At 43.2% G+C, this 20,551-nt stretch carries 21 protein-coding genes; 12 read left to right on the forward strand and 9 right to left on the reverse strand.

Translation table 11 applies throughout. From position 1 onward, the window contains the following. Nucleotides 1-116 precede the first annotated feature (116 nt). From F6K64_RS04500 to F6K64_RS04525, 6 genes are all read left to right on the forward strand, one after another. Nucleotides 117-1,778 (forward strand): efflux RND transporter periplasmic adaptor subunit, encoded by a 1,662-nt coding sequence (locus F6K64_RS04500; protein ID WP_008186214.1) that lies wholly within the window; start codon nucleotides 117-119, stop codon nucleotides 1,776-1,778. Nucleotides 1,779-1,804: 26 nt separating this feature from the next. Beyond that, a complete protein-coding gene (locus F6K64_RS04505) occupies nucleotides 1,805-4,975 on the forward strand; it encodes an efflux RND transporter permease subunit (protein WP_287264936.1) in 3,171 nt (1,056 codons plus the stop codon). Between the two features lie 98 nt (nucleotides 4,976-5,073). Further along, nucleotides 5,074-5,547 carry a hypothetical protein gene (locus F6K64_RS04510; RefSeq protein WP_287264937.1) on the forward strand — a complete coding sequence of 158 codons (474 nt, stop codon included), beginning with the start codon at nucleotides 5,074-5,076 and terminating at the stop codon, nucleotides 5,545-5,547. Between the two features lie 16 nt (nucleotides 5,548-5,563). Then, nucleotides 5,564-6,451: a DUF8832 domain-containing protein gene (locus tag F6K64_RS04515; RefSeq protein ID WP_287264939.1), complete on the forward strand. Its 888-nt coding sequence runs from the start codon at nucleotides 5,564-5,566 to the stop codon at nucleotides 6,449-6,451. Between the two features lie 163 nt (nucleotides 6,452-6,614). Then, complete coding sequence (gene grpE, locus F6K64_RS04520; RefSeq protein ID WP_287264941.1) at nucleotides 6,615-7,250, forward strand: nucleotide exchange factor GrpE; 636 nt, start codon at nucleotides 6,615-6,617, stop codon at nucleotides 7,248-7,250. A 130-nt stretch (nucleotides 7,251-7,380) separates the two neighbouring features. Next, a complete protein-coding gene (locus F6K64_RS04525; protein WP_008186223.1) occupies nucleotides 7,381-8,598 on the forward strand; it encodes an RNA-guided endonuclease InsQ/TnpB family protein in 1,218 nt (405 codons plus the stop codon). A 15-nt stretch (nucleotides 8,599-8,613) separates the two neighbouring features. Here the strand turns inward: F6K64_RS04525 and F6K64_RS04530 are convergent, their stop codons facing one another. The 5 genes from F6K64_RS04530 to F6K64_RS04550 form a co-directional block, all read right to left on the reverse strand. Then, nucleotides 8,614-9,309: a DevA family ABC transporter ATP-binding protein gene (locus F6K64_RS04530; RefSeq protein WP_008186224.1), complete on the reverse strand. Its 696-nt coding sequence runs from the start codon at nucleotides 9,307-9,309 to the stop codon at nucleotides 8,614-8,616. A gap of 55 nt (nucleotides 9,310-9,364) precedes the next feature. Continuing rightward, nucleotides 9,365-10,513 (reverse strand): ABC transporter permease DevC, encoded by a 1,149-nt coding sequence (gene devC / locus F6K64_RS04535; protein ID WP_008186225.1) that lies wholly within the window; start codon nucleotides 10,511-10,513, stop codon nucleotides 9,365-9,367. 223 nt (nucleotides 10,514-10,736) lie between these two features. Next, entirely contained in the window at nucleotides 10,737-12,056 is a 1,320-nt protein-coding gene (locus F6K64_RS04540; RefSeq protein WP_008186226.1) for an ABC exporter membrane fusion protein, read from the reverse strand. Nucleotides 12,057-12,202: 146 nt separating this feature from the next. Next, nucleotides 12,203-12,730 (reverse strand): MarR family winged helix-turn-helix transcriptional regulator, encoded by a 528-nt coding sequence (locus F6K64_RS04545; protein ID WP_008186227.1) that lies wholly within the window; start codon nucleotides 12,728-12,730, stop codon nucleotides 12,203-12,205. 232 nt (nucleotides 12,731-12,962) lie between these two features. Next, the gene (locus F6K64_RS04550) at nucleotides 12,963-13,703 is read right to left on the reverse strand and encodes a phycocyanobilin:ferredoxin oxidoreductase (protein ID WP_008186228.1); all 741 of its coding nucleotides are present in this window, start codon (nucleotides 13,701-13,703) and stop codon (nucleotides 12,963-12,965) included. A 679-nt stretch (nucleotides 13,704-14,382) separates the two neighbouring features. Here F6K64_RS04550 and F6K64_RS04555 point away from each other — a divergent pair. Next, nucleotides 14,383-15,576 carry an RNA-guided endonuclease InsQ/TnpB family protein gene (locus F6K64_RS04555; protein WP_008186229.1) on the forward strand — a complete coding sequence of 398 codons (1,194 nt, stop codon included), beginning with the start codon at nucleotides 14,383-14,385 and terminating at the stop codon, nucleotides 15,574-15,576. Between the two features lie 202 nt (nucleotides 15,577-15,778). Continuing rightward, entirely contained in the window at nucleotides 15,779-15,961 is a 183-nt protein-coding gene (locus F6K64_RS04560) for a Sec-independent protein translocase subunit TatA/TatB (protein WP_044493720.1), read from the forward strand. A 185-nt stretch (nucleotides 15,962-16,146) separates the two neighbouring features. Here the strand turns inward: F6K64_RS04560 and F6K64_RS04565 are convergent, their stop codons facing one another. After that, a complete protein-coding gene (locus F6K64_RS04565) occupies nucleotides 16,147-16,896 on the reverse strand; it encodes a Crp/Fnr family transcriptional regulator (protein ID WP_008186231.1) in 750 nt (249 codons plus the stop codon). Here F6K64_RS04565 and F6K64_RS04570 point away from each other — a divergent pair. Further along, nucleotides 16,895-17,068 carry a hypothetical protein gene (locus tag F6K64_RS04570; protein WP_287251553.1) on the forward strand — a complete coding sequence of 58 codons (174 nt, stop codon included), beginning with the start codon at nucleotides 16,895-16,897 and terminating at the stop codon, nucleotides 17,066-17,068. The genes F6K64_RS04565 and F6K64_RS04570 overlap by 2 nt on opposite strands. A gap of 55 nt (nucleotides 17,069-17,123) precedes the next feature. Here F6K64_RS04570 and F6K64_RS04575 read toward each other — a convergent pair whose 3' ends face one another. Continuing rightward, nucleotides 17,124-17,249, reverse strand: coding sequence for a hypothetical protein (locus tag F6K64_RS04575; RefSeq protein ID WP_008186233.1), 126 nt, complete (start codon nucleotides 17,247-17,249; stop codon nucleotides 17,124-17,126). A gap of 169 nt (nucleotides 17,250-17,418) precedes the next feature. On the opposite strand from F6K64_RS04575, the gene F6K64_RS38060 reads away from it, so the two are divergent. Then, complete coding sequence (locus F6K64_RS38060) at nucleotides 17,419-18,201, forward strand: globin domain-containing protein (protein ID WP_353737204.1); 783 nt, start codon at nucleotides 17,419-17,421, stop codon at nucleotides 18,199-18,201. On the opposite strand, the gene F6K64_RS04590 is transcribed toward F6K64_RS38060, so the two are convergent. Then, a complete protein-coding gene (locus tag F6K64_RS04590; protein ID WP_287264942.1) occupies nucleotides 18,186-18,317 on the reverse strand; it encodes a hypothetical protein in 132 nt (43 codons plus the stop codon). The two genes, F6K64_RS38060 and F6K64_RS04590, sit on opposite strands and share 16 nt — an antisense overlap. A 17-nt stretch (nucleotides 18,318-18,334) precedes the next feature. Beyond that, on the reverse strand, nucleotides 18,335-18,910 hold the full coding sequence (locus tag F6K64_RS04595) for a Uma2 family endonuclease (protein WP_008186235.1): 576 nt from the start codon (nucleotides 18,908-18,910) through the stop codon (nucleotides 18,335-18,337). A 478-nt stretch (nucleotides 18,911-19,388) separates the two neighbouring features. Between F6K64_RS04595 and F6K64_RS04600 the strand changes: the two genes are divergently transcribed. Both F6K64_RS04600 and F6K64_RS04605 read left to right on the forward strand, forming a co-directional pair. Beyond that, the gene (locus F6K64_RS04600) at nucleotides 19,389-19,598 is read left to right on the forward strand and encodes a hypothetical protein (protein WP_287264943.1); all 210 of its coding nucleotides are present in this window, start codon (nucleotides 19,389-19,391) and stop codon (nucleotides 19,596-19,598) included. 54 nt (nucleotides 19,599-19,652) lie between these two features. After that, complete coding sequence (locus F6K64_RS04605; protein ID WP_287264944.1) at nucleotides 19,653-20,021, forward strand: hypothetical protein; 369 nt, start codon at nucleotides 19,653-19,655, stop codon at nucleotides 20,019-20,021. Nucleotides 20,022-20,551: the final 530 nt, after the last annotated feature.

A 20,551-nucleotide genomic window follows, 5' to 3' on the forward strand; every position in this document is an offset into this window, starting at 1 on the left:
TGATACTTAATCAAGACGACAGCAAATGACCATCTGGATGCAAACCTTAGGTATCTGGGTGGAGGCTATGGTGACTACTTGCACCCTCTGCTGAGCATCAAAAGCACTGATCCATTATGCACAAGACAGAAAAAATCCTGGCTTCAACGTTTACCTTTTTGCTGGTGATAGCGATCGCACCAGTTGCTGTTTTCGCCCATGCCGGGCATGGAAATGAGTTCCAAAGCGGAACCGAAGCCACCAGCAATCCCGAAGGAATTAAGGTAGATGCCACAACCGCTAGTCAAATTGGGATTAAACTCCAATCCGTCTCTAGGCAGTTTTTGGATATTGGTATTCAAACCACGGGGCAAATTGAAACCCAGCCCAACCAACAGGCGCAAGTAACAGCACCGATTCCCGGTACAGTTGCTAAACTTTTGGTCAAACCAGGTCAGAGGGTCAAGAAAGGTCAAGCGGTTGCTGTCATTTCTAGCTTGGAGTTAATTGAATTGCGGGTTGAGTCTCTCGACAGACTGACTGAAGCTAAGGCCACATTGGGAGAAGCTCAGGCAAATCTGGAACTAGCTAGGGAAAATTTAGAACGTCAGCGTCAAATTGCTGCTGCTGAAATCGATGAAGCTGAAACTCAGCTAGCAGTAGCCCAAGAAGAGTACGATAAAGACCTAGCATTAGCAATCGAAGGTGCTCTGGCTCGACGTCAGATGCTAGAGTCGAAAACTAAGCTAGCAGAGGCTAAAACGTTACTGAAAAGAGCATTTAGCCGTCGGGAAGTTCTCGAAGCAGAAGCGGAATTAAAACGGGCTCAAACAGCGGTTAAGGCTGCCAAATCCCGGGTTCAACTGAGCGATACTACCTACAAAACCCGACTGCAACAACTTAGTAATTCTGCTAATGAGCAAGGAAAGGTAACGGTGCTTGCTCCAATTTCCGGTACAGTAGCGCAGTGGAAACTAACCTTGGGTGAATCGTTTGAAGACGCAGGTGGGCAACTGATGACGATTGTTAACAATAATCAAGTCTGGGCAACTGCTAATATTTATGAAAAAGATTTATATAAGGTAAAAATAGGTCAGAAGGTCAGATTAGAAGTTTCTAGTCTGCCTAATCAGACTTTTACAGGTCAAGTTACCCAAATCGACCCTATCGTGGCAGGTCAGACACGAGTAGTGCCAGTGAGGGTAAAGTTGGATAATCCTGGAGGGCAACTAAAACCAGGAATGTTTGCTCAATTAAATATTCTTACTGATAAAACCAGTGTAGCTACTTTAGCGATTTCTCAAGATGCTTTGGTGGATGCTAATGGTAAACAACTGGTTTATGTAGAAAATGGTCAGAACTTCTATGAACCTGTAGAACTTACTCTTGGTTCAACTTTTGGGGATTTGGTAGAAGTCAAGAATGGTTTATTTGAAGGTGACCAGATTGTGGCTGAAGGCGGGGTGATGTTGTATGCCCAATCCCTAAGGGGTGGCTCTAAAGCTGATCACCATGACCATGAGCAAGAAGAACATAATCATAAGGCAACATCGACTAATGTTAATGTTGCTAGCCTACCCTGGTGGTGGGTTTTTCCTGTAGGAGGGGTAATTACAGCTGGTGCTTTTATGCTCGGACGCCGCACTGCTTCACAATCAAGACCAGCACCTATAGAAATTTCCGATGGGCTGACCAATAATAGCTATCATCCCACTGCTGATGTAAAAGGAAATGCCCAGAGCAATGGGGATGGCTATTTAGATTCGGCCATTCCTAATAGTTTCGTAAACAGGCAATAATCAGCAAGGCTGTAGGTAAGACCAAAATGCTTAACTCGATCCTGAAGTGGTCTATTGCTCGACGCTGGCTAGTTGTAATTGGCGCTATCATCGTCACAGTTTGGGGATTTGGCATTGTTTCCCAAATGCCCTTAGATGTATTTCCCAATTTTGCTCCTCCCCAAGTTGAAATTCAAACGGAAGCGCCGGGATTGGCTCCAGAAGAAGTGGAATCTTTAGTTACAATGCCTGTCGAAAGTGCGATCAATGGCATTCCTGGATTGACTACAGTACGATCCTCTTCGGGAGTGGGCATTTCTGTAGTAAAAGTTATCTTCAAATGGGATACTAATATCTATCAAGCTCGCCAGTTAGTAACTGAACGATTACAACAAGCTGCTGCCAGATTACCAGAAGGAGTAGAATCACCGCAAATTTCTCCCCTTTCCTCGCCCATTGGTACCATTCTTTCCTACGCTTTTACCATTGACGAAGATGTAGAGACAGGAGATGTCCCCTCTGAAATTGACCTAATGGCTGTGCGTCGATTGGTTGACCGAGATATTACCAACCAATTATTGGCAGTAGCGGGGGTAACTCAGGTAATTGCCTATGGGGGAGATGTACGTCAGTATCAGGTACTGGTTGACCCTGCCAAGTTAACCGCTTTTGATGTTTCCTTAGCAGAAGTTACCGAAGCAGCAGCAGCAGCAAATACTAATGCAGCGGGTGGCTTTCTGATTAGTCCAGACAAGGAACTATTAATTCGAGGCATTGGACGAGTTGAGTCAATAGAGGATTTAGAACAATCGGTGGTAGTGGCACGTAATGGCACACCATTGCTGCTTTCTGATATCGCCGATGTCCGAATTGGTGCTGCATTGAAGCGGGGTGATGGTAGCTTGGATGGAAAAAAAGCGATTGTGGTGCTAGTTAACAAACAACCCCTGGTTGATACTCCTACTGTTACCAAAGCCGTAGAAGCAGCCATGGAGGAAATTAAAGAGGGTTTGCCGGAGAATGTCAAGGTTACTGTTACGTTCCGCCAATCCGATTTTATTGATGCCTCAATTAAAAATGTCAGGAATGCCTTGCGCGATGGCATCATCATTGTTTCTATTATTCTGTTTCTGTTCTTGATGAACTGGCGCAGTGCCATTATTACCCTCAGCGCCATTCCTCTGTCTTTGTTGATTGGGATGATGCTACTCAATCTCTTTGGTTTGGGAATTAATACCATGACTTTGGGAGGACTAGCTGTAGCAATTGGGTCAGTGGTGGATGACTCGATTGTGGACATGGAAAATTGCTACCGGGGATTACGGAAAAATCAGCAAGCAGGAAATCCCCTCAACCCTTTACAGGTGGTTTATAACACTTCAGTGGAAGTGCGAGTAAGTGTGCTGTTTTCTACAGTAATTATTGCTGTAGTCTTCGCACCAATTTTTACCCTTACTGGTGTTGAAGGTCGTATCTTTGCACCGATGGGAGTAGCCTATCTAGTCTCAATTTTTGCCTCTACATTTGTAGCCCTGACCCTGAGTCCAGCTTTGTGTGCTTTCTTGCTTGCTACTGTACAGTTACCGGAGGAAGAAACTTGGGTAGCGCGCTTTTCTAAAAAACTATATCAGCCATTAATTCGGTTTTCTATTCATGCTCCCAGTCTAGTTTTGCTAACAGCAGTAGCAGGGTTTGTCGCTTCTCTAATTATTTTTACCTCTCTAGGACGAGTCTTCTTACCAGAGTTTCAGGAGCGATCGCTTGTCAATGCTTTCACTCTCTATCCCGGTGTCTCTCTGGAAATGACGAATCGCGCTGGTTCAGCGATGCAACTAGCTCTCAAAGATGACCCCCGGTTTGAGTCAGTGCAGTTACGTTCAGGGCGTGCTCCCGGTGATGCTGATGCTGGTAGTGTTACTCTCGGCCATTTGGATGTGGAAATTTCAGAGGAGGGGATGAAAGACCGAAAAGCAACGATTGAGAAACTCCGTGAGGAATTTGCTAAGTTACCGGGGGTAGCCCCTAGTATTGGTGGTTTTATTTCCCACCGCATGGATGAAGTCCTCTCAGGAGTCAGGAGTGCGATCGCAGTAAAAATTTTTGGTCCGGAACTTTCGGAATTACGAACTATTGGTGCTCAAGTTCGAGATGGGATGCAAGAGATTCCTGGTGTGGTGGATCTAATTCTTGAACCCCAAATTCCGATCAAACAGGTGCAAATTAAGTTTGACCGCGCTGCTGCTGCTCGTTATGGTCTTAGTGTTGGTCAGCTGGCAGAAATTGTTGAAACTGCTCTCAATGGTAGAGTTGTCTCCCAGGTACTGGAAGAGCAACAGTTATTTGATTTGGTAGTGTGGTTAAAAGCCGAATACCGCAATAATCTTAATACCATTAGCAACCTGCTAGTTGATACTCCCACGGGCACTAAAATTCCTCTTGCCCAAGTTGCTAACATTAGTTATGGTAAGGGACCAAACACAATCAACCGCGAAAATGTTTCTCGTCTGATTGTGGTCTCAGCTAATGTTGCTGATCGAGATTTAGGTAGTGTAGTTGAAGAGATTCAAGCCACAGTCAAGGAGAGAGTAAAATTACCTTCCGGCTACTTTATCCAATATGGAGGACAGTTTGAATCAGAACAACGAGCATCTCAAAATTTACTAGTATTCGGTACTCTGGCACTGATTGTGATTGCTGTTTTAATGTACTTTGCCGTCAAGTCAATTTCAGCAACAGTGATGATTATGCTCAATCTACCTCTAGCATTAACTGGGGGAATTTTTTCCGTTGCCCTCGGTGGTGGTATTATCTCTGTTGCTTCCATGGTAGGATTTATCACTCTCTTTGGTGTTGCTACCCGCAATGGTTTACTTCTGGTAGATAATTACAACAATAAATTGGCTCAAGGAATGCCTTTGAAGCAAGTCATTATTGAAGGTTCAACGGAACGATTAGTGGCAATTTTAATGACGGCGTTGACTTCAGCTTTAGGGATGGTTCCTCTCGTAATTGGCACGGGGGCAGGGAAAGAAATTTTACAGCCATTGGCAATAGTTGTTTTGGGAGGATTGTTTACTTCTACAGCTTTAACCTTATTGGTATTACCAGCTTTGTATGCTCAGTTTGGTCGCTTTTTCATATCTAAACCCATCAATCCAGGGATTTTACCTGAAGACTTAAATTCATCCTTTAAACGTGGTTCAGTGGTGGGTCAATAGGTAAGTATTCAGCTGTAAGCTGTCAGCGGTAAGCTTAGTCAGTATCAACTTTTTTACTGGTTATCAAAAAAATCAATTAGTTTGAAAGGAGTAAAAGTATGGGTTTGTGGTTGCAGTCAAGTTTAATTGTTCTCTCTAGTGTGGGACTGATGTTTCTAGCCTCCTGTGGCAATAGTACGAAAGAGACTAGTCAAACTACCTCTTCAGAAACTGTCACCAAAACTGAGAAGGTTGATTCCTCCAGCCATGGTGATGGTTACTCCCAAGGTGGTCAAATCATTGAATCTGGCCTTTATCATTTAGAATTGTTGCCTATTGTCGAAAAACAGGGAATTCACTTAGACTTTTTTCTACAACAGGGTGAGGAACACAAAAGTGTATCTAATGCCAAAGTCAAGGCTCAAATCCAGTTACCAAATGGTGAACAAAAGAATCTAGATTTCAGCTATGATCAGGCTGGTAAACATTACGCTGCTTTTTTACCTGGGAAAGCTACTGGGGAATATAAGGTGGTCATTCAAACTGACATTAACGGGAAAAAAATCAACGGTCGCTTTTCCTTTAAACAATAAATATTGAATAACTTTTGTGGGTAAAGACATCATGAATCGTTTGGTTAGCGCATTACTAGTTAGTTCTACTTTATTGCTGGCTCAAAGTTGTTCAACACTAGGGCAATCTGGAGATGCATCTGTTGAGGGAGATAAACACCATGGTCACCATAATCACAATGAGCATGGTCATCACCATGGTAGCCATGGTCACGGAAATAAACCATCAGTAAAGACTAAAGCTATACTAACGACTCCTTCAAAAATTACTTTAGATAAACCAAATAGTTTGGTAATTGATATTCAAGACTCTGAGGGAAATGCTGTTCCTGATTTTGAGGTTTTCCAAGAAAAAATAATGCATTTAATTGTCGTCAGTGATGATCTGGATTTTTACGATCATATTCATCCTGAATACAAAGGTAATGGAAGGTTTGAAGTTGAAGCTAATTTTCCTAAACCCGGTGATTATACTCTTTTTAGCGATTACAAACCAACTGGAAACCCAGAGCGAGTTTCGGTGCTAAAAGTAAAAGCACCAGGCATTAATTCATCTCTAACTGATAAAGAAATTAAAAATACTAAAGTCTTTGGCAAGACCAAGATTGAGTTGAGTTTTGATAAACCCAAAGTTCAGGCGAATGAAGAAGTAATGATTAGCTTTCAGTTAAAAGATGCTGCTAATAATAATCCGGTTACTGATTTACAACCTTATTTGGGAGAATTTGGTCATTTAGTAATTGTTAAACAATCAGAATCTATAACAGCATCTGATTACATTCATGCTCACGCACTTCCAGGTAAAACTACTGAACCGATACGTTTTGCTACCCAATTTCCTGAAACAGGCACATATAAAGTCTGGGGTCAATTTAAGCGTAATGGTGAGATTGTAACTGCTGATTTCTGGGTCAATGCACTTTGAGCAAATATCTAATTTGGTAAGCACTCAGTAGTTGGCGATCAGCGATTAGCTGATCGCACTTACCAATAATCACAATAAGGGATATCATAATTACTCTACTGGAGTTGATCAGATTTCTAAATCTTCTCCTGTCATCCTTTATCCTTGATAAGTCAGCCTGGAAATGACCGAGTCTTCCTATCCCAATTACAGTGAACAGTTGCGACAACTTATGGCAAAAGTGGATATTCCTAGTTTTAGGCAACTCAGTCTCAGGGCTGATGTTTCCGAGTTGCAACTGAGGCGTTTGCGGAAAGGTCAGGTGTCGCAGATGCAGCTAAAAACGCTGCTTAAACTTGCTCAAGCGTTGCAGGTGTCGGTGAATCACTTACTGGTTCTGTTTTTGCCAGATTCTGTTTCTACGTTACAGCAGGAAGACTCAACATTCAAGCAGGAGTACCAGCGTCTGGAACAGCAGTTGGAACAGCAGCGCGAGACTTTAATGCAGGAGTTTCAGCAATCTAGTTTACAAGTGCTAGAATCCTGGCTAGTGCAATGGCCCACTGCTGCTTATGCGGCACAACAGAATCAGCAGTTACCAGCAGTGAGATTATTGCCCCTGGTAAAGCCAGTGGAACAGTTGTTAGAAAAATGGGGTGTGGAAGCGATCGCATCTGTGGGGCAAGAAATTCCTTACGATCCACAACAACACCAACTCATGTCAGGCAGTGCTCAACCAGGTGATCGGGTTAGGGTACGTTACACTGGCTACCGCATTGGTGATAAGTTGCTGCATCGTGCTAAAGTTAGTCCAGTTTAACAGAGTGAGCGGGAATTCCCCTTCCTCGCGCTAGCAGGTGGGGGATGAGAGCGAACACCAGGATTTTATTTTTGCCCGGAATATAGTTATAACAAATTGTATATAATAATAACAAGGAGGTGATCAAAAGATGAGACACTACGCAATCAAAGTCAGGATCTATCCGAGCGATGAACAAAAAGAAATATTAGCTCAACACTTTGGTTGCGCTCGGTGGTGGTGGAATTATGCTCTAAACCATTGCATTGAAACCTACAAATCCACAGGGAAAAGTGTAAGGCAATCTAGTCTCAATGCCCTGCTTCCAAAGCTTAAAAAAGCCGAGGAAACAGAATGGCTAAAAACCTGTTATTCTCAGGTGTTACAAGCTGCTACCTTAAATCTGGTCACGGCTTATAAAAACTTCTTTCAAGGTAGGGCTAGGTTCCCTAGATTTAAGTCAAAGAAGCGTAAACAATCTATTCAATATCCCCAAAAGGTAAAACTAGTTAATGGTAATTTGAAATTTCCTGGGAAAGTTGGTGTAATCAAAACCAAGTTTGACAAACGTCCAATTGAAGGAGAAATCAAAACTGTTACTATTTCCATGACACCATCTGGGAAATATTTTGCATCTATTTTGACTGAGTTAGAAGGGGATAATCCTCAACCTAATCATGAGGGAAAAGTAGCAGGTGTAGATTTAGGGGTTAAAGATTTTGCCATAGTTAATGATGGGAATAAAACCTCCAAGTTTGCTAACCCTAGACACTTGTACAAATCCGAGAAAAATTTAGCCAGAAAGCAAAATAAATTATCTAGAAAACAAAAAGGTAGTAACACCAGAAACAAAGCCAGAAGAATAGTTGCTAGGGTTCACGAACGTATTAGCAATACCCGTCAAGACTACTTACATAAGCTATCAAGAAAGCTTGTTGACGATAACCAAGTCATCGTAGTTGAAAACCTCAATACTAAGGGTATGCTTCGGAACCACAATCTAGCTAAAGCAATATTGGATGCCGGATGGGGGATGTTTGTCAATTTCTTGTCTTACAAATTAGAAAAGGAAGGCAAGGTACTAGTGGAAATTGACAAATGGTTTCCTAGCTCTAAAACATGTTATAGTTGCCTTTATCAAGTGAGTGAAATGCCATTAGATATCAGGGCTTGGAAATGTCCTAACTGTGGCGCTCACCATGATAGAGATGAGAATGCAGCCAAGAACATTAGAGCAGAAGGTATCAGGATATTACAATCCTCTGGGACGGGGGATTCTGCTAGTGGAGGGGATGTAAGACCAAAGCGAGGAAGTAAACCCAAGCTAAGGCAATCCCCTGTGAAGCTGGAAACCACCTGCTCTGCGTAGCAAGCAGGTGGTAGTTCATCTAACTGCTTTGATACCATTCAGACGCCCATCTTCCATATTAACAATCCGGTCAGCAATATCGAGAATTCGATTGTCGTGAGTAACGAGTAAAATTGTACAGCCCTGTTCTTTAGCTAACTGCTGCATTAAATCCACCACTTCACGACCGGATTTACTGTCTAGTGCTGCTGTTGGTTCATCGGCTAAGAGTATCTTGGGATTACCCACTAAAGCACGAGCGATCGCGACTCGTTGTTTTTGTCCTCCAGAAAGTTTATCTGGGTAGTAATTCACCCACTTACCTAAGCCCACTTCTTCCAATATAGCTACTGATTTAGTAATAGCATCTTTAACAGAAAGTTCTGGGTGTAGTTCTGCTGACATTTGCACATTTTGGCGAGCTGTTAAACTCTTGAGTAAGTTATGAGCCTGGAAAATATAGCCAATATGACGCCGCACCGCTATCAAATTACGTTTATTGGCTCCCAGCAGTTGCTGTCCTAGGATTTTAAGACTACCAGATTGAGGCGATCGCAATCCTCCGATTAGGGTTAGTAATGTCGTCTTACCCGATCCAGAAGGACCAGTCATCAACACAATTTCTCCTTGGTGGATGTCTAGGTCAATATCAAACAAAACCTGTTTCCGTAGAAAACCTTTACCAAAGTAATGATTAAGATGCTTAATGGATACAACTGCTTCGTCCACCATGACAGTTTTCCTTCCTAGCTAGTTATTGGTTATTGATTATAGTTTTAGCAATAGTTTAAAAAATATCAGCGGGATCGGCTGCTTGGAGTTTCCCGATCGCGATCGCACCGGAAATACAACACATAATAATCGTCAGAATCAAAACTGTCACTGCCCTAGCTAGACTCATGGCTATGGGTAAACTGGTAGCATTTTTCGTTAAACTATACAACCCTAGTGCCAGTCCATATCCAGGAAAATAACCTAAAATTGCCAGAATCAGAGCTTCTTGAAAAACAACTATCAATAGATACCTGGTTTTATAACCCATGGCTTTAAGGGTAGCATACTCAGGCAAATGATCCGCGACATCAGTATATAGAATTTGATAAACAATCACTGTACCCACGATAAATCCCATAGCGCTACCGAGGGTAAAAATAAAGCCTATTGATGTACTGCTTTGCCAGTAAGCTTTCTCCCAATTAACAAACTCTTCCTTGGATAAAACTCTAACATCCTTAGAAAGTTCGCGCCTCATATTCTCTACAACTATCTCCACATCTAACCCTGGTTCTAATTTAATCAAACCGATATCAATTAGTCCTTTATGGCGATCAGGGAAAAGGCGTAAAAAGTTTAAATCACTGGTGATCACATTTCCATCTGCTGCAAAGGAAGCCCCTAGGGTGAATAAGCCTCCTACTCGAATGCGACGTTCTTTGACTTCAGTGGTTATCTCCTTGCCCTGATTAAACTCTTCAGCAATAGGACCATATTCAGGTCTGGAGCTGTCATCGAACAAAACTACATCGGGCATTTTTATCGTATCCAGATTGCTGGTTACTCCAGATAAATTGAAGACGTTGTCAGTAGGATTAAACCCAATCACAAGTACATTGCGAGTTTCACGGGTTTGAGGATTTTTCCAGAGGCCATAGTCCATATATATCCCACGGATCGATTTGACCCCATCAAATGCAATACTTTGATACAACCTGCGACTAGGAAAACTTTTCAGAGCGAGTATTGATTGGGACTGGGGACTAATCAAAAAAATGTCACCCTGTAAGCTATTATGTAGTGTCACATTACTGGCAAACAGGGCATCCCTAAAACCCATTTGCATAAACATTAAAATATCGGCAAAAGCAATTCCTGCCAGTGCCACCAGCAAACGCATTTTTTCATGGGTCAATTGTAACCATGCTAAAGGTATTTTCATGATTAATATTTACTGGTTAATTACTATTTTTTAATTAAAAATTAAAAATTAAAAATTAAAAATTAAAAATTAAAAATTAAAAATTAAAAATTAAAAATTAAAAATTAAAAATGAATAACCTTATACTTTGTAAGTGTTTCCACCGGATACAAGCCCACGAATTAATTTATAGGTTAGTTTTGAATTTTGAATTGATAATTTTTAATTGGAGCAAAGCGATTGACTAATTACTAATAACTATTTTTACGATGACTTGGGAGTTAGTTAAATCAGTCACGGTCTTGCTGTCTTCTGGATTTAGACGAATATCTACTTCAACAACTCTGGCATCTACGTCAGCGGCTGGATCAGTGTCAAGAACATCCTGTTTGTCAATTTGTTGCCCAATTCTAACTACACTGCCATTGAGTTTACCCTCAAATGCCTTGCTTTCACTAATAATTGTTACTTTCTGTCCTAGCTTGACTTTACCAATATCACTTTCGTAGACTTCAGCAACAACCATCATTTGGTCAGTTTGCCCTAGTTCCACAATTCCCTTTTCTTGATCTACGGTTTCTCCTGGATAAGTGTTAATTTTCAAAACTTGACTATCTAGTGGAGAATGGACGTAAGCAAATTTTAATTCTGCTTCGGCTTGCTTGACTTGTGCCATAGCCATTTCTAGCTCTGCGTCAGCCTGTCTAATATCTACAAGACGTACTTCTTTAATCTCTTCTAGGGTAGCTTTGGCTTCGTTAATCTGTGCTTCTACTACAGCTAGGGTCTGCTTGCGGTTGACCATAGCTTCTTTGAGTTGTTCCCTGAGGGTGCTTATAGTTTGGGTGCGGTTGGCTATGGCTTCACTCACGCTCTCTTGGGCAGTTTCTACGTTTAGGCGGCGGCTGTCCAATTCGGAAATTGCGATCGCACCGTCTCGTTCTAACTGCTGATAGCGCTGAAAATCTGCTTGGACATTCCTTAACTGAGCCTCTAATCGCCTGACTGTGGCATCTTTCTCTTGTTGTGTTTCTTGCAGCTGAGTCTGTAAACGGTCAATGCGAGTTTGTAGCGCCTCCTTCTGCCCCCGATACTCTGCCTCTAGTCGTTTAATCTTAGCCTCCTGAGCAGCAATGGTGCCGCTTTTAGCACCGGCTTTGACTTTCTCCAAGTTCGCACGGCTTACTTTAACCTCCGCTTTTGCCCGTTCTAAATCCGCTTGTAAGCGTCCGCGATTTTCCATGATGGCAATCAATTGATTGGCACCTACTTTATCCCCTTCCTTAACCAGTAACTGAGCCACCCTTGGTGCTTGAAAAGTTGTTGGAGCAGCTAATTGAATAACTTCCCCCTCAGGTTCGAAACGTCCTAGAGCCGTGACAGCTCGGATAGCTGGGGTTTTACTGGCGGATGGCACTGGTTCTGGTGGGCGCTCACGGACCATTTCCAAACTATATCCGCTAGCGACCACAGTTGCCAGAATCCCAACACCAGCCAGTACAATCACCCAACGGCTTAGGGGCTTTGAGAATCCCTGATCTTTTATGCCAATTTTTGGCTCCATGACTCCTCCGGTTAAATCAACCTTTGTCGGTTATATGAGTCATAACCATCTCTTGTGTGCCATATTATATGGCTCCTTACTATTTAATTTACCATAAAGTAAATACTAGATGAGCACCGCTAACAGATTTTTTGAGCAATCCCTCATTACTGGCTCAGCTGAAATTCAGCTGAGTGCATAGCAGGGGTTCCCGCTCGCAACTTTGCTAAAAGTTTAACGAAGGTTTTCTTTTCTGCGCCAGTCAGGTTAGCCATCAAACCTGTCACCCGATTAAAGTGCTCGGGAAGCATTTGCTTCAAGAACTGCCAACCGTTTGGAGTCAGGTTAACCATCAGCATCCGTCGGTCATCTGGGTGGGGCTGGCGTTTAACTAACCCTTGACGTTCAAGACCATCAAGCAGACCTGTGATCGTCCCACGAGTAACACCAGCCTGTTGAGCACATTCGGAAGGAGTCAAGCCTAACGAACCCGCTTTGTGTAATAGCATGAGTACAGTAAACTTACCGATTGATAACTCGTAGCGACCCATATGAGTGTCAATCGCTTCGTAGATTTCAGTGGTAGTTTTCAGGAACGACAGACAAGTAAACACTGATTCTATATCTAGCTCAGGGTACTGTCTCGCGAAATTTAGCAGTTCCTGCTCTGAGGGAAGGTCACGTCTAGTGAACATAGTCTATCCCCTTAAAAAAGTTTGCCGACTTATTATTATCGTGCCTTACTATAGTATTTCTCAAATAGGTGAGGTATACAAGTTGTGGATTTTAGGGAACAGGGAACAGGTAACAGGGAACAGGTAACAGGAAAAAAATCCTGTGTACCTCATTAATATGAGAACCGCTATCATCCATTGCTCCATCCCTAAACTAATCAGCAAACTAATCAGCTTTACGATTGATTAAGTATCAAGATACTGGCAAGTCAAATAGTACCGAGGTCATATAGTTCTCTGCCCATTCAACACCAAAAGCTTTTTCAAGCACCCGCCGGGTTTTGTCATTCTGCCGCTGCTTGCTGCAATAATAGTGTTGACTAGCAATAATTTCTGCTTGCTTTTCTCTAGAGACCGGTAGGGCATTAGCAGCATGGGCACAGTGAATCTGTAATAAATCATCCACCCATGCCAGGAACTGTGCTTCTTCTTCTGGACCATTGGGACGCACAAAAATGCAAAATTCTGAAAAAATGTCTGCCCAAGGTGGTAAGTCACGGGGCTGTTTAAACTCAGGTTTTGGTAGGGTCTGTAACGAACAGTGATAGGCTTCTGGTAAGGTACGTTTAGGGTTGAGTGGAGAAAGGTCTGCGATCGCAGCACTAATTTGTCCTCTAGCTGCCACCACATCACAGCCAAACATGGGCAGAGCATACTCTGGACGAGGAAACATTACACAGTGTAAAATGTCCAACATCTTACCTATTTTTGCCAATTCCAGGTGCATTTTCCGAAACTGACGTGTCTGATAGCAACGGTTTTCGATAGTCAGTTTCTCTCCCTCAAGCCGTCCTTCCACGTAGCCTAACTCGGCTGGTAAATGATAAGGAGAAAGGTCGAAGTAGCGCCGCCAGTTCGACTCTATACAGTCTGCCAGCTTAGCGCACAGAGGGTTTTGTTGGGTTCTTAGGGATGGCGTGGAAGTGGTTGACATTCCTTAACACTTAAAGGCTATGGGTAAAATGGAGGCAACAGGCTTGCAGACAAAAGGGTTGGATGGGTTCTCCCCCCATTATCCCCCTTAACAAGAGGGGTAGGCAAAAGACAAAAGGCATGCAAGACTTGAAGTATCAACCATTGCATTGATTGTAACCTTTGCAAATGGTATATTTTTATACTTTATCTTTCCTCCTTCATCCTTCGACCTCTATCTTCTCACCTTATCGGTCACCATCAATTGCAGCAAGATATCCTAGTATGGACTTCGGATAAGCTTAGGATATCAGCTTGCCATGGTCAATCCTGTAACGCTACACAAAACTTTGTTACTGCTGGGATTGGATAAAGGATTTTGTTTGCGATCGCATAAAATTCCTTGCTAGTAGCATGGACTAGCGGGGCATTGCTGAATCTTCGGATGAAGGTGAGTGGGGTGGGCATCCTGCCCGCCCGAAAATGACCAAAAATTTGGGTCTCAAGCCCCGTCCTTCTAGGAGACGAAACCTGTTTATTGTGGAGTCTTAATCAATAAGTTTTAACCCTTTTACGCATAGCCTGCCAACCATAAAGACTCCACTATCTTACGGTAACTTGGCCGTAGGCCACGCTGCGCGAACAACGGACGGCTTTTTCTTTTTGTGCTACAATGTTACCTAGAGTTGTCCCACGTCAAGATGATAGTATTAGAATTTAAGGTCAAAGGGAATAAAACTCAATATGCCGCCATAGATGAGGCGATACGTACTGGTCAGTTTGTACGAAATAAGTGCATCCGTTACTGGATGGACAATAAAGGGATAGGACAAAAAGACCTGTATCGCTATAACACGTGGCTCAGAGCTGAATATCCTTTTGTTAAAGACTTAAACTCTCATGCCTGTCAAACTTCAGTGGAAAGAGCCTATAGTTCAATTTCTAGGTTTTACGATAAGTGTAAAAAACAAGTCCCTGGCAAAAAGGGTTATCCCAAGTTTAAAAAGTTTTCCCGGTCAGTTGAATACAAGACATCAGGCTGGAAACTTTCCCTTGATACCAAATCAATAAAATTCTTAGACAAAAAAGGAATTGGGAAACTAAAACTCAAGGGAACCTGGGAACTGTGGCGTTACGACCAAAAGCTGATCAAGCGAGTTAGGTTAGTACGTCGAGCAGATGGTTACTATGTCCAGTTTTGTGTCAAAGCTGATGTTAAAGAATCTCTAGAACCATCACATACCAACATTGGGTTAGATGTAGGACTGAAAGAATTTTATACCGATTCCAAGGGAAACACAGAGCCAAATCCAAGGTTTTATCGCAAGGGCGAGAAGCGGTTGAAGTTTCATCAACGCCGAGTTTCTCGCAAAAATAAAGGCTCATCTAGCCGTAAGAAAGCCGTTAATAGATTAGGCAGGATGCACCTTAAAATAAGTAGGCAACGTGAAGAACATGCGAAGAGACTCGCGCGTTGCGTAATCCACTCTAATGATGTGGTCGCTTACGAAGATTTAAGGGTGAGAAATTTGGTCAAAAATCACTGTCTCTCCAAGTCTATTAATGATGCAGGTTGGTATCAGTTTAGAAAATGGTTAGAGTATTTTGGACGAAAGTTTGGTAGAGAAACTGTAGCAGTCAATCCTACCTATACTAGCCAAAATTGCTCAAACTGTGGTGAAGTTGTCAAAAAATCGCTATCTACTAGAACCCATACCTGTAAGTGCGGGTGTGTGTTGGATCGCGACCATAATGCAGCTATCAATATTCTAAAAAGAGCCTTGGGTACTGTAGGGCATACAGGAACCTGGATCATTGATCCGAACGCTTATGGAGAACTGTCCTCTACTTTTCCTGGCTCCGGCCTGGTCGAGCAAGACGGCTCTGTGAAGTAAGAATCCCCGTCCTAGAAGGACGGAGAGTGTCAATACTTTGAGTGGGCGACCGAGATTGACCTAGGTTGATTGTGCGCCTGGTAAAACCGTAAAGTAGATTTGTTAGAGAATTTTTTTGCTTGGCCGTGAAGTAGGATGGGCTAAGTGCTATCAAGCAGTTCAAGGTTAATTCAAAGTTAACAGGAGTTTGGAGAAAATTGGTATGTTTGGTTTAGGATGGCCCGAAGTGATGATTATTGGCGTTGTGGCAGTTGTGATTTTTGGACCGAAGAAAATTCCTGAAATCGGCAGCGCCCTAGGGAAAACCCTCAGAGGCTTCAAAGACGAGATGAATAATCCGACATCAGACCCTGAGGAGTCACAAACTGAGCAGAAAGATTCATAATTAATAAAACGTTCAGGGATTGAGTCATCCTACGCTGACTTTACGGTTAAGACCTGGTTATCCCAGGCGATGGAAGCTATATCAATTCCTGCAATCAGCACGTTTCTCATAGTAACGAGGTACAAACGAGGTACACAGGATTTTTTCCCGATTCCCGACTCCCGACTCCCGACTCCCTAGTCTTTTCATCCTTCGTTGTCCGCGATCGGCGTTCGCGCAGCGTGGCCAAAGGCCTCAGCCGCGCCAAAGGCGATCGCATCTAACTGCTGCCAGTCATTGATAATAATTTTGCCTCCCCGCTTGTAGGTAACCACTGAATTGATGGCATTTATCTTTTTGAACAAACGCACGCATTCTTCATAGGTTATACCTATACTGCGAGCAATTTGATAGTAAGGAAGGTTGATATTTAAGGAGTCTCCCTGAGCAACAGACTCAGTTCCATAGCGAGTTGCATAGTATTGCAGCAGACGCACCAGTCGTACAATTGCCCTTTCAGAAATTAGTCCATGTACGGTGTTATGAATTTGTTGCAGGCGTTGGTTAAAGACTTCCAGGATTCGCAACGCCACTTCTGGGGTATGGCGAATGGTCTCTAACAGCGCCTCTCGTTCTATGGTTAGCACTAGGGAGTCCACCTGACAAATAACTGTTGCGGGTGCAATACCATTACCAAAAATTGCCGGAGCCGCAAAAATATCACCCTCAGGGATGATGCGCAAAAGGCTTTCTTTACCATTAGTCCCGGTTTTTTTAATTTGCAGGGTTCCCTTGATTAAGGCATAGAGTTGGCAGGGGAGGCGATCGCCCTCGTAGATCACAATCTCATCCCGAAAATAAGCCCGTACATTGGTATAAGGCTGAAGATTCTCTAGCGCTGAGGTTTCTAGGTCTTTCAGCACCCAGACTTGAGCTAATTGTTCTATTGAGACCATGCCTACCAGTCCTTTGACAGTGTTTGATAGTTATAGTATTTCTGAATTTGGTAGGGAGCAGGGAACAGGGAACAGGGAGCAGGGAGCAGGGAACAGGGAGCAGGGAACAGGGAACAGGGAACAGGGAACAGGGAACAGGGAACAAGGAGAAGAGTGTGGGGAGAGGGGGTAGTGTGGGGAGAGAGGGGAGAGCACAAGAGTGTGGGGAGAGGGAGGAGAGGGAAGAATTAGTTTGAGATTAATTTGGTATCTTTAAATACTTTTTTTCTAATGGTCTTGATGCATATCCTCATCTGACTCCCCATTTCCCCATCTCCCCATTTCCCCATCTCCCCATCTCCCCATCTCCCCATCTCCCCACACTTCCCTCCCTTTCCCTACTCCCTACTCCCTTTGCTATTACTCCGTTTATGAGCTAGCTCAAGGACAGGGCTAACTTTTTCTGTCACAGTAAAAGTAGCAACGAGTTCAGAGATATTTACCAATCTTAGAAGTTTCTAAATTTGAGATGAGGAAAGGATAATGGTTAATGCGATCGCTACAGCAAACACATCGTTTAGCACTCCCCTACAAAAATTAGCTGACTATCCAGATACAGGGATGATTAGCAAAGTTTTGCTCAAGGATAACAATTGCCAATACACCCTATTGTGTTTGGCAAAAGGTACAGCAATTGAGGAGCATACTTCACCTCGTAATGCCGCAATCACGGTAATTGAAGGGAAAGGAATTCTGACCTTAGACCAGAAAGAGATTACCTTAGAACCAGGAGTCTTTATCTTTATACCGGCTTTTGCACCTCATAAGTTACAAGCCCAAGAGAATCTGAAATTTTTGCTAACCCTCTCCGAAAAGCCCAAACCGGTGAATCAGGTGAGCCAAGAAACTATAGATATCATCAAGTCCACAGCTCCCCTGCTCAAAAAGAATGGTAAGCAAATTACTACTCGGATGTATGAAATCATGTTTCACAACCATCCAGAGGTAAAAGCACAGTTTGATATGTCAGCTCAAGCCAATGGTTCTCAACCAGCTAAGTTAGCGACAGCAGTCTATAGTTATGCTACCAAAATTGATAATATGGAGGCTTTAAAATCCATGGTTGAGGTGATTGCTCATCGTCATGTAAAAACCCATGTTAAACCAGAACAATATCCCATTGTGGGAGAGAGTCTACTACAAGCGATGAAGGATGTGTTGCATGAAGCGGCGACAGAGGAAGTGATAGCAGCTTGGACAGAAGCTTATCAGATATTAGCTGATGTTTTTATTAACCGAGAACATCAAATTTATGAATCATTATAGCAATCTAGGAGTAGGGAGTAGGGAGTAGGGAGTAGGGAGTCGGGAGTCGGGAGTCGGGAACAGCGATGCATCGCTTCTGCCTTCTGCCTTCTGCCTTCTGCCTTGCTGTTGTGCATTTTAAATGCACAACAACTTAGTTTAAATTCCCAGCAGTCAAAACTTGCTCAACGGTTAACATCAGCTCAGGAAACGTAGGTGATGTTAACCGTTGATTTCCAGTTAACACTGTTTCCTGATATAACCCTTCCTCTAACACCAGCAGTGAAACCTTTTTCTTCGGGGGGTCAACAATCCAATATTCAATGATTCCCAAGGCAGCATACTCTGAACGTTTGTAACGATAATCTCGCTTAACAGAATCAGGACTCACCACCTCTACTGCTAATAATGGAGGAGTATCACATACTGCTGAGTGATCTAGCAATGCCATTACCTGATCTTTGGTTACCACATAGACATCACTTAGCCGTGACTTGCGCCATCCTGTCCGAATTCTAGCTTCTTTAAAACACAGCCAAGGCAAACCCAAACGATTAATTTCTGCTTCCAATACTTGTTCAATAAACTTAGCAATCAGCAGATGCCTAAAGGTTGGTGGATTCATGATTTCTAACCTCCCATCCACCAATTCATAGCGGTTGTCGGTACCATCATCATAGTTGAGGTATTCTTCAAAGGTGTATAATCCTTCTGTGGTTATAGTTGTCATGTTGAGCAATCCGGGAAAGTTTACATTTGGTAATCTATAGCAAAGGGAACAGGGAGTAGGGAGTAGGGAGTAGGGAGTAGGGAGTAGGGAGTAGGGAGTAGGGAATAGGGCATCACAAATTCTCACAATTCAATTAGGATACCTATATATAGGGTTTATAAATAGGTCATGAACAATCTTGCTGATTTTTAAGAACACCAAAAAATCATCCAAGCTCTTTCCTACTGCTCCGAACGCGCCCCGCGTGGCCTACAGTCCCTGCTCCCTCCTCCCTGCTCCCTTTTCCCATCAATCCTATATTCACAACTCAAATACAAACGCTATATATACCAATCCTAATTGAAACCTCAGAGAAATTAGTCCCACCTAAAAAGCAGTAAGGGGGCGGACGGCTATACCCGTTAGGCTAAACCCAACGGCGTTGCTGATTATGGGTATGGTTTTGCCCCCCTAGCCCCCCAATTTTGCGGTGCGACCCGTGGCGAATTTAATTCGCCGACGGAAAGCGCACCGGTGGGGGAACAAGACTTTCTTGCGTCCCTTCCGGTGCGCGCCTCCTAGGGCGAGTAAATCGCCCTTGGGTCGCACCGCAAAGTTGGGGGACCCACGGGGGCTTGACCAAAACCAGATGATCGCGCATTCATTCCTTGATTCAGCAACGCCAACCCAACTGCCCACCAGGCAATAGACATGGCGTTGCTTAATAATGGAATGATTTTAAGAGTTTTGTGGAACGGGCATGTTGGCGGAACGGGCATGTTGGTGGAACGGGCATCTTGCCTGTTCCTTAGATTGTCGGGCAGGCAGGATGCGGGGCATGTTGGTGGAACGGGCATGTTGGTGGAACGGGCATGTTGGTGGAATGGGCATGTTGGTGGAATGGGCATGTTGGTGGAATGGGCATGTTGGTGGAATGGGCATGTTGGTGGAATGGGCATGTTGGTGGAATGGGCATGTTGGTGGAATGGGCATGTTGGTGGAATGGGCATCTTGCCCGTTACAATTCCCAGACGGCCAGGATGCCCACCCCACTCCTATTCATCCCTTGATTCAGCAATTGCCTTGCATTCAGCTATCAGCCATTGGCCAACGGCTGACGGCTGACGGCTGACGGCTGAATGCTTACGAAAAATAATCCGAGTTGAAAATTCCTAAAAATATTACGATATATTTCATTGTTGAAAATCCCGAAAAATATTACGATATATTTCATTTTTCGGGATTTGCTCTCTTTCTTTGTTTTTCATGTTAGTGTTATTTTGGTGGCAGTTAGAAGTATAGAAAAGGTATTTCCCTATTCCATCATTCAACTCCAAGGGTACTCCCGTTATAGTCGAAGACTTAGCGGTAGGGGAATTGGAGAATGAATTTGTAGCGTATCTTGCCTATTTTTGTTAGGATAAGATTACACGATTAGCAAGATTGCTATCGATCACAATCCCAAAATTAAACGATTAAGGGACACGAAGCAATCAGAGTTTTCTCAGGTTCCAATATATGCATTAAAAGACAAGCTGAAAAGCCTCTGTCGCATGGAATTAAGCTGATCATAAACATACAAGTAACCCCAAGGATTTTATCGGAGGGTCTAGAGGCTGTTTGGTTCAGCCGTTAAGGGTTTTATACTCTTAAGAATCCCTC

Origin of the sequence: Moorena sp. SIO3A2, assembly GCF_010672265.1 — a bacterium.
Classification (GTDB): Bacteria; Cyanobacteriota; Cyanobacteriia; order Cyanobacteriales; family Coleofasciculaceae; genus Moorena; species Moorena producens.

Coding starts and splice junctions, on each gene's coding strand:
- F6K64_RS04505 (WP_287264936.1), top strand. CDS start 1,805: ATGCTTAACTCGATCCTGAAGTGGTCTATTGCTCGACGCTGGCTAGTT.
- F6K64_RS04570 (WP_287251553.1), top strand. CDS start 16,895: ATGCCTACCAGTCCTTTGACAGTGTTTGATAGTTATAGTATTTCTGAA.
- F6K64_RS04540 (WP_008186226.1), bottom strand. CDS start 12,056: ATGGAGCCAAAAATTGGCATAAAAGATCAGGGATTCTCAAAGCCCCTA.
- F6K64_RS04565 (WP_008186231.1), bottom strand. CDS start 16,896: ATGGTCTCAATAGAACAATTAGCTCAAGTCTGGGTGCTGAAAGACCTA.
- F6K64_RS04555 (WP_008186229.1), top strand. CDS start 14,383: ATGATAGTATTAGAATTTAAGGTCAAAGGGAATAAAACTCAATATGCC.
- F6K64_RS38060 (WP_353737204.1), top strand. CDS start 17,419: ATGGTTAATGCGATCGCTACAGCAAACACATCGTTTAGCACTCCCCTA.
- F6K64_RS04525 (WP_008186223.1), top strand. CDS start 7,381: ATGAGACACTACGCAATCAAAGTCAGGATCTATCCGAGCGATGAACAA.
- F6K64_RS04500 (WP_008186214.1), top strand. CDS start 117: ATGCACAAGACAGAAAAAATCCTGGCTTCAACGTTTACCTTTTTGCTG.
- F6K64_RS04510 (WP_287264937.1), top strand. CDS start 5,074: ATGGGTTTGTGGTTGCAGTCAAGTTTAATTGTTCTCTCTAGTGTGGGA.
- F6K64_RS04545 (WP_008186227.1), bottom strand. CDS start 12,730: ATGTTCACTAGACGTGACCTTCCCTCAGAGCAGGAACTGCTAAATTTC.
- devC (WP_008186225.1), bottom strand. CDS start 10,513: ATGAAAATACCTTTAGCATGGTTACAATTGACCCATGAAAAAATGCGT.
- F6K64_RS04590 (WP_287264942.1), bottom strand. CDS start 18,317: ATGCACAACAGCAAGGCAGAAGGCAGAAGGCAGAAGGCAGAAGCGATG.
- grpE (WP_287264941.1), top strand. CDS start 6,615: ATGACCGAGTCTTCCTATCCCAATTACAGTGAACAGTTGCGACAACTT.
- F6K64_RS04595 (WP_008186235.1), bottom strand. CDS start 18,910: ATGACAACTATAACCACAGAAGGATTATACACCTTTGAAGAATACCTC.
- F6K64_RS04575 (WP_008186233.1), bottom strand. CDS start 17,249: ATGGGGAGATGGGGAGATGGGGAGATGGGGAAATGGGGAGATGGGGAA.
- F6K64_RS04550 (WP_008186228.1), bottom strand. CDS start 13,703: ATGTCAACCACTTCCACGCCATCCCTAAGAACCCAACAAAACCCTCTG.
- F6K64_RS04560 (WP_044493720.1), top strand. CDS start 15,779: ATGTTTGGTTTAGGATGGCCCGAAGTGATGATTATTGGCGTTGTGGCA.
- F6K64_RS04530 (WP_008186224.1), bottom strand. CDS start 9,309: ATGGTGGACGAAGCAGTTGTATCCATTAAGCATCTTAATCATTACTTT.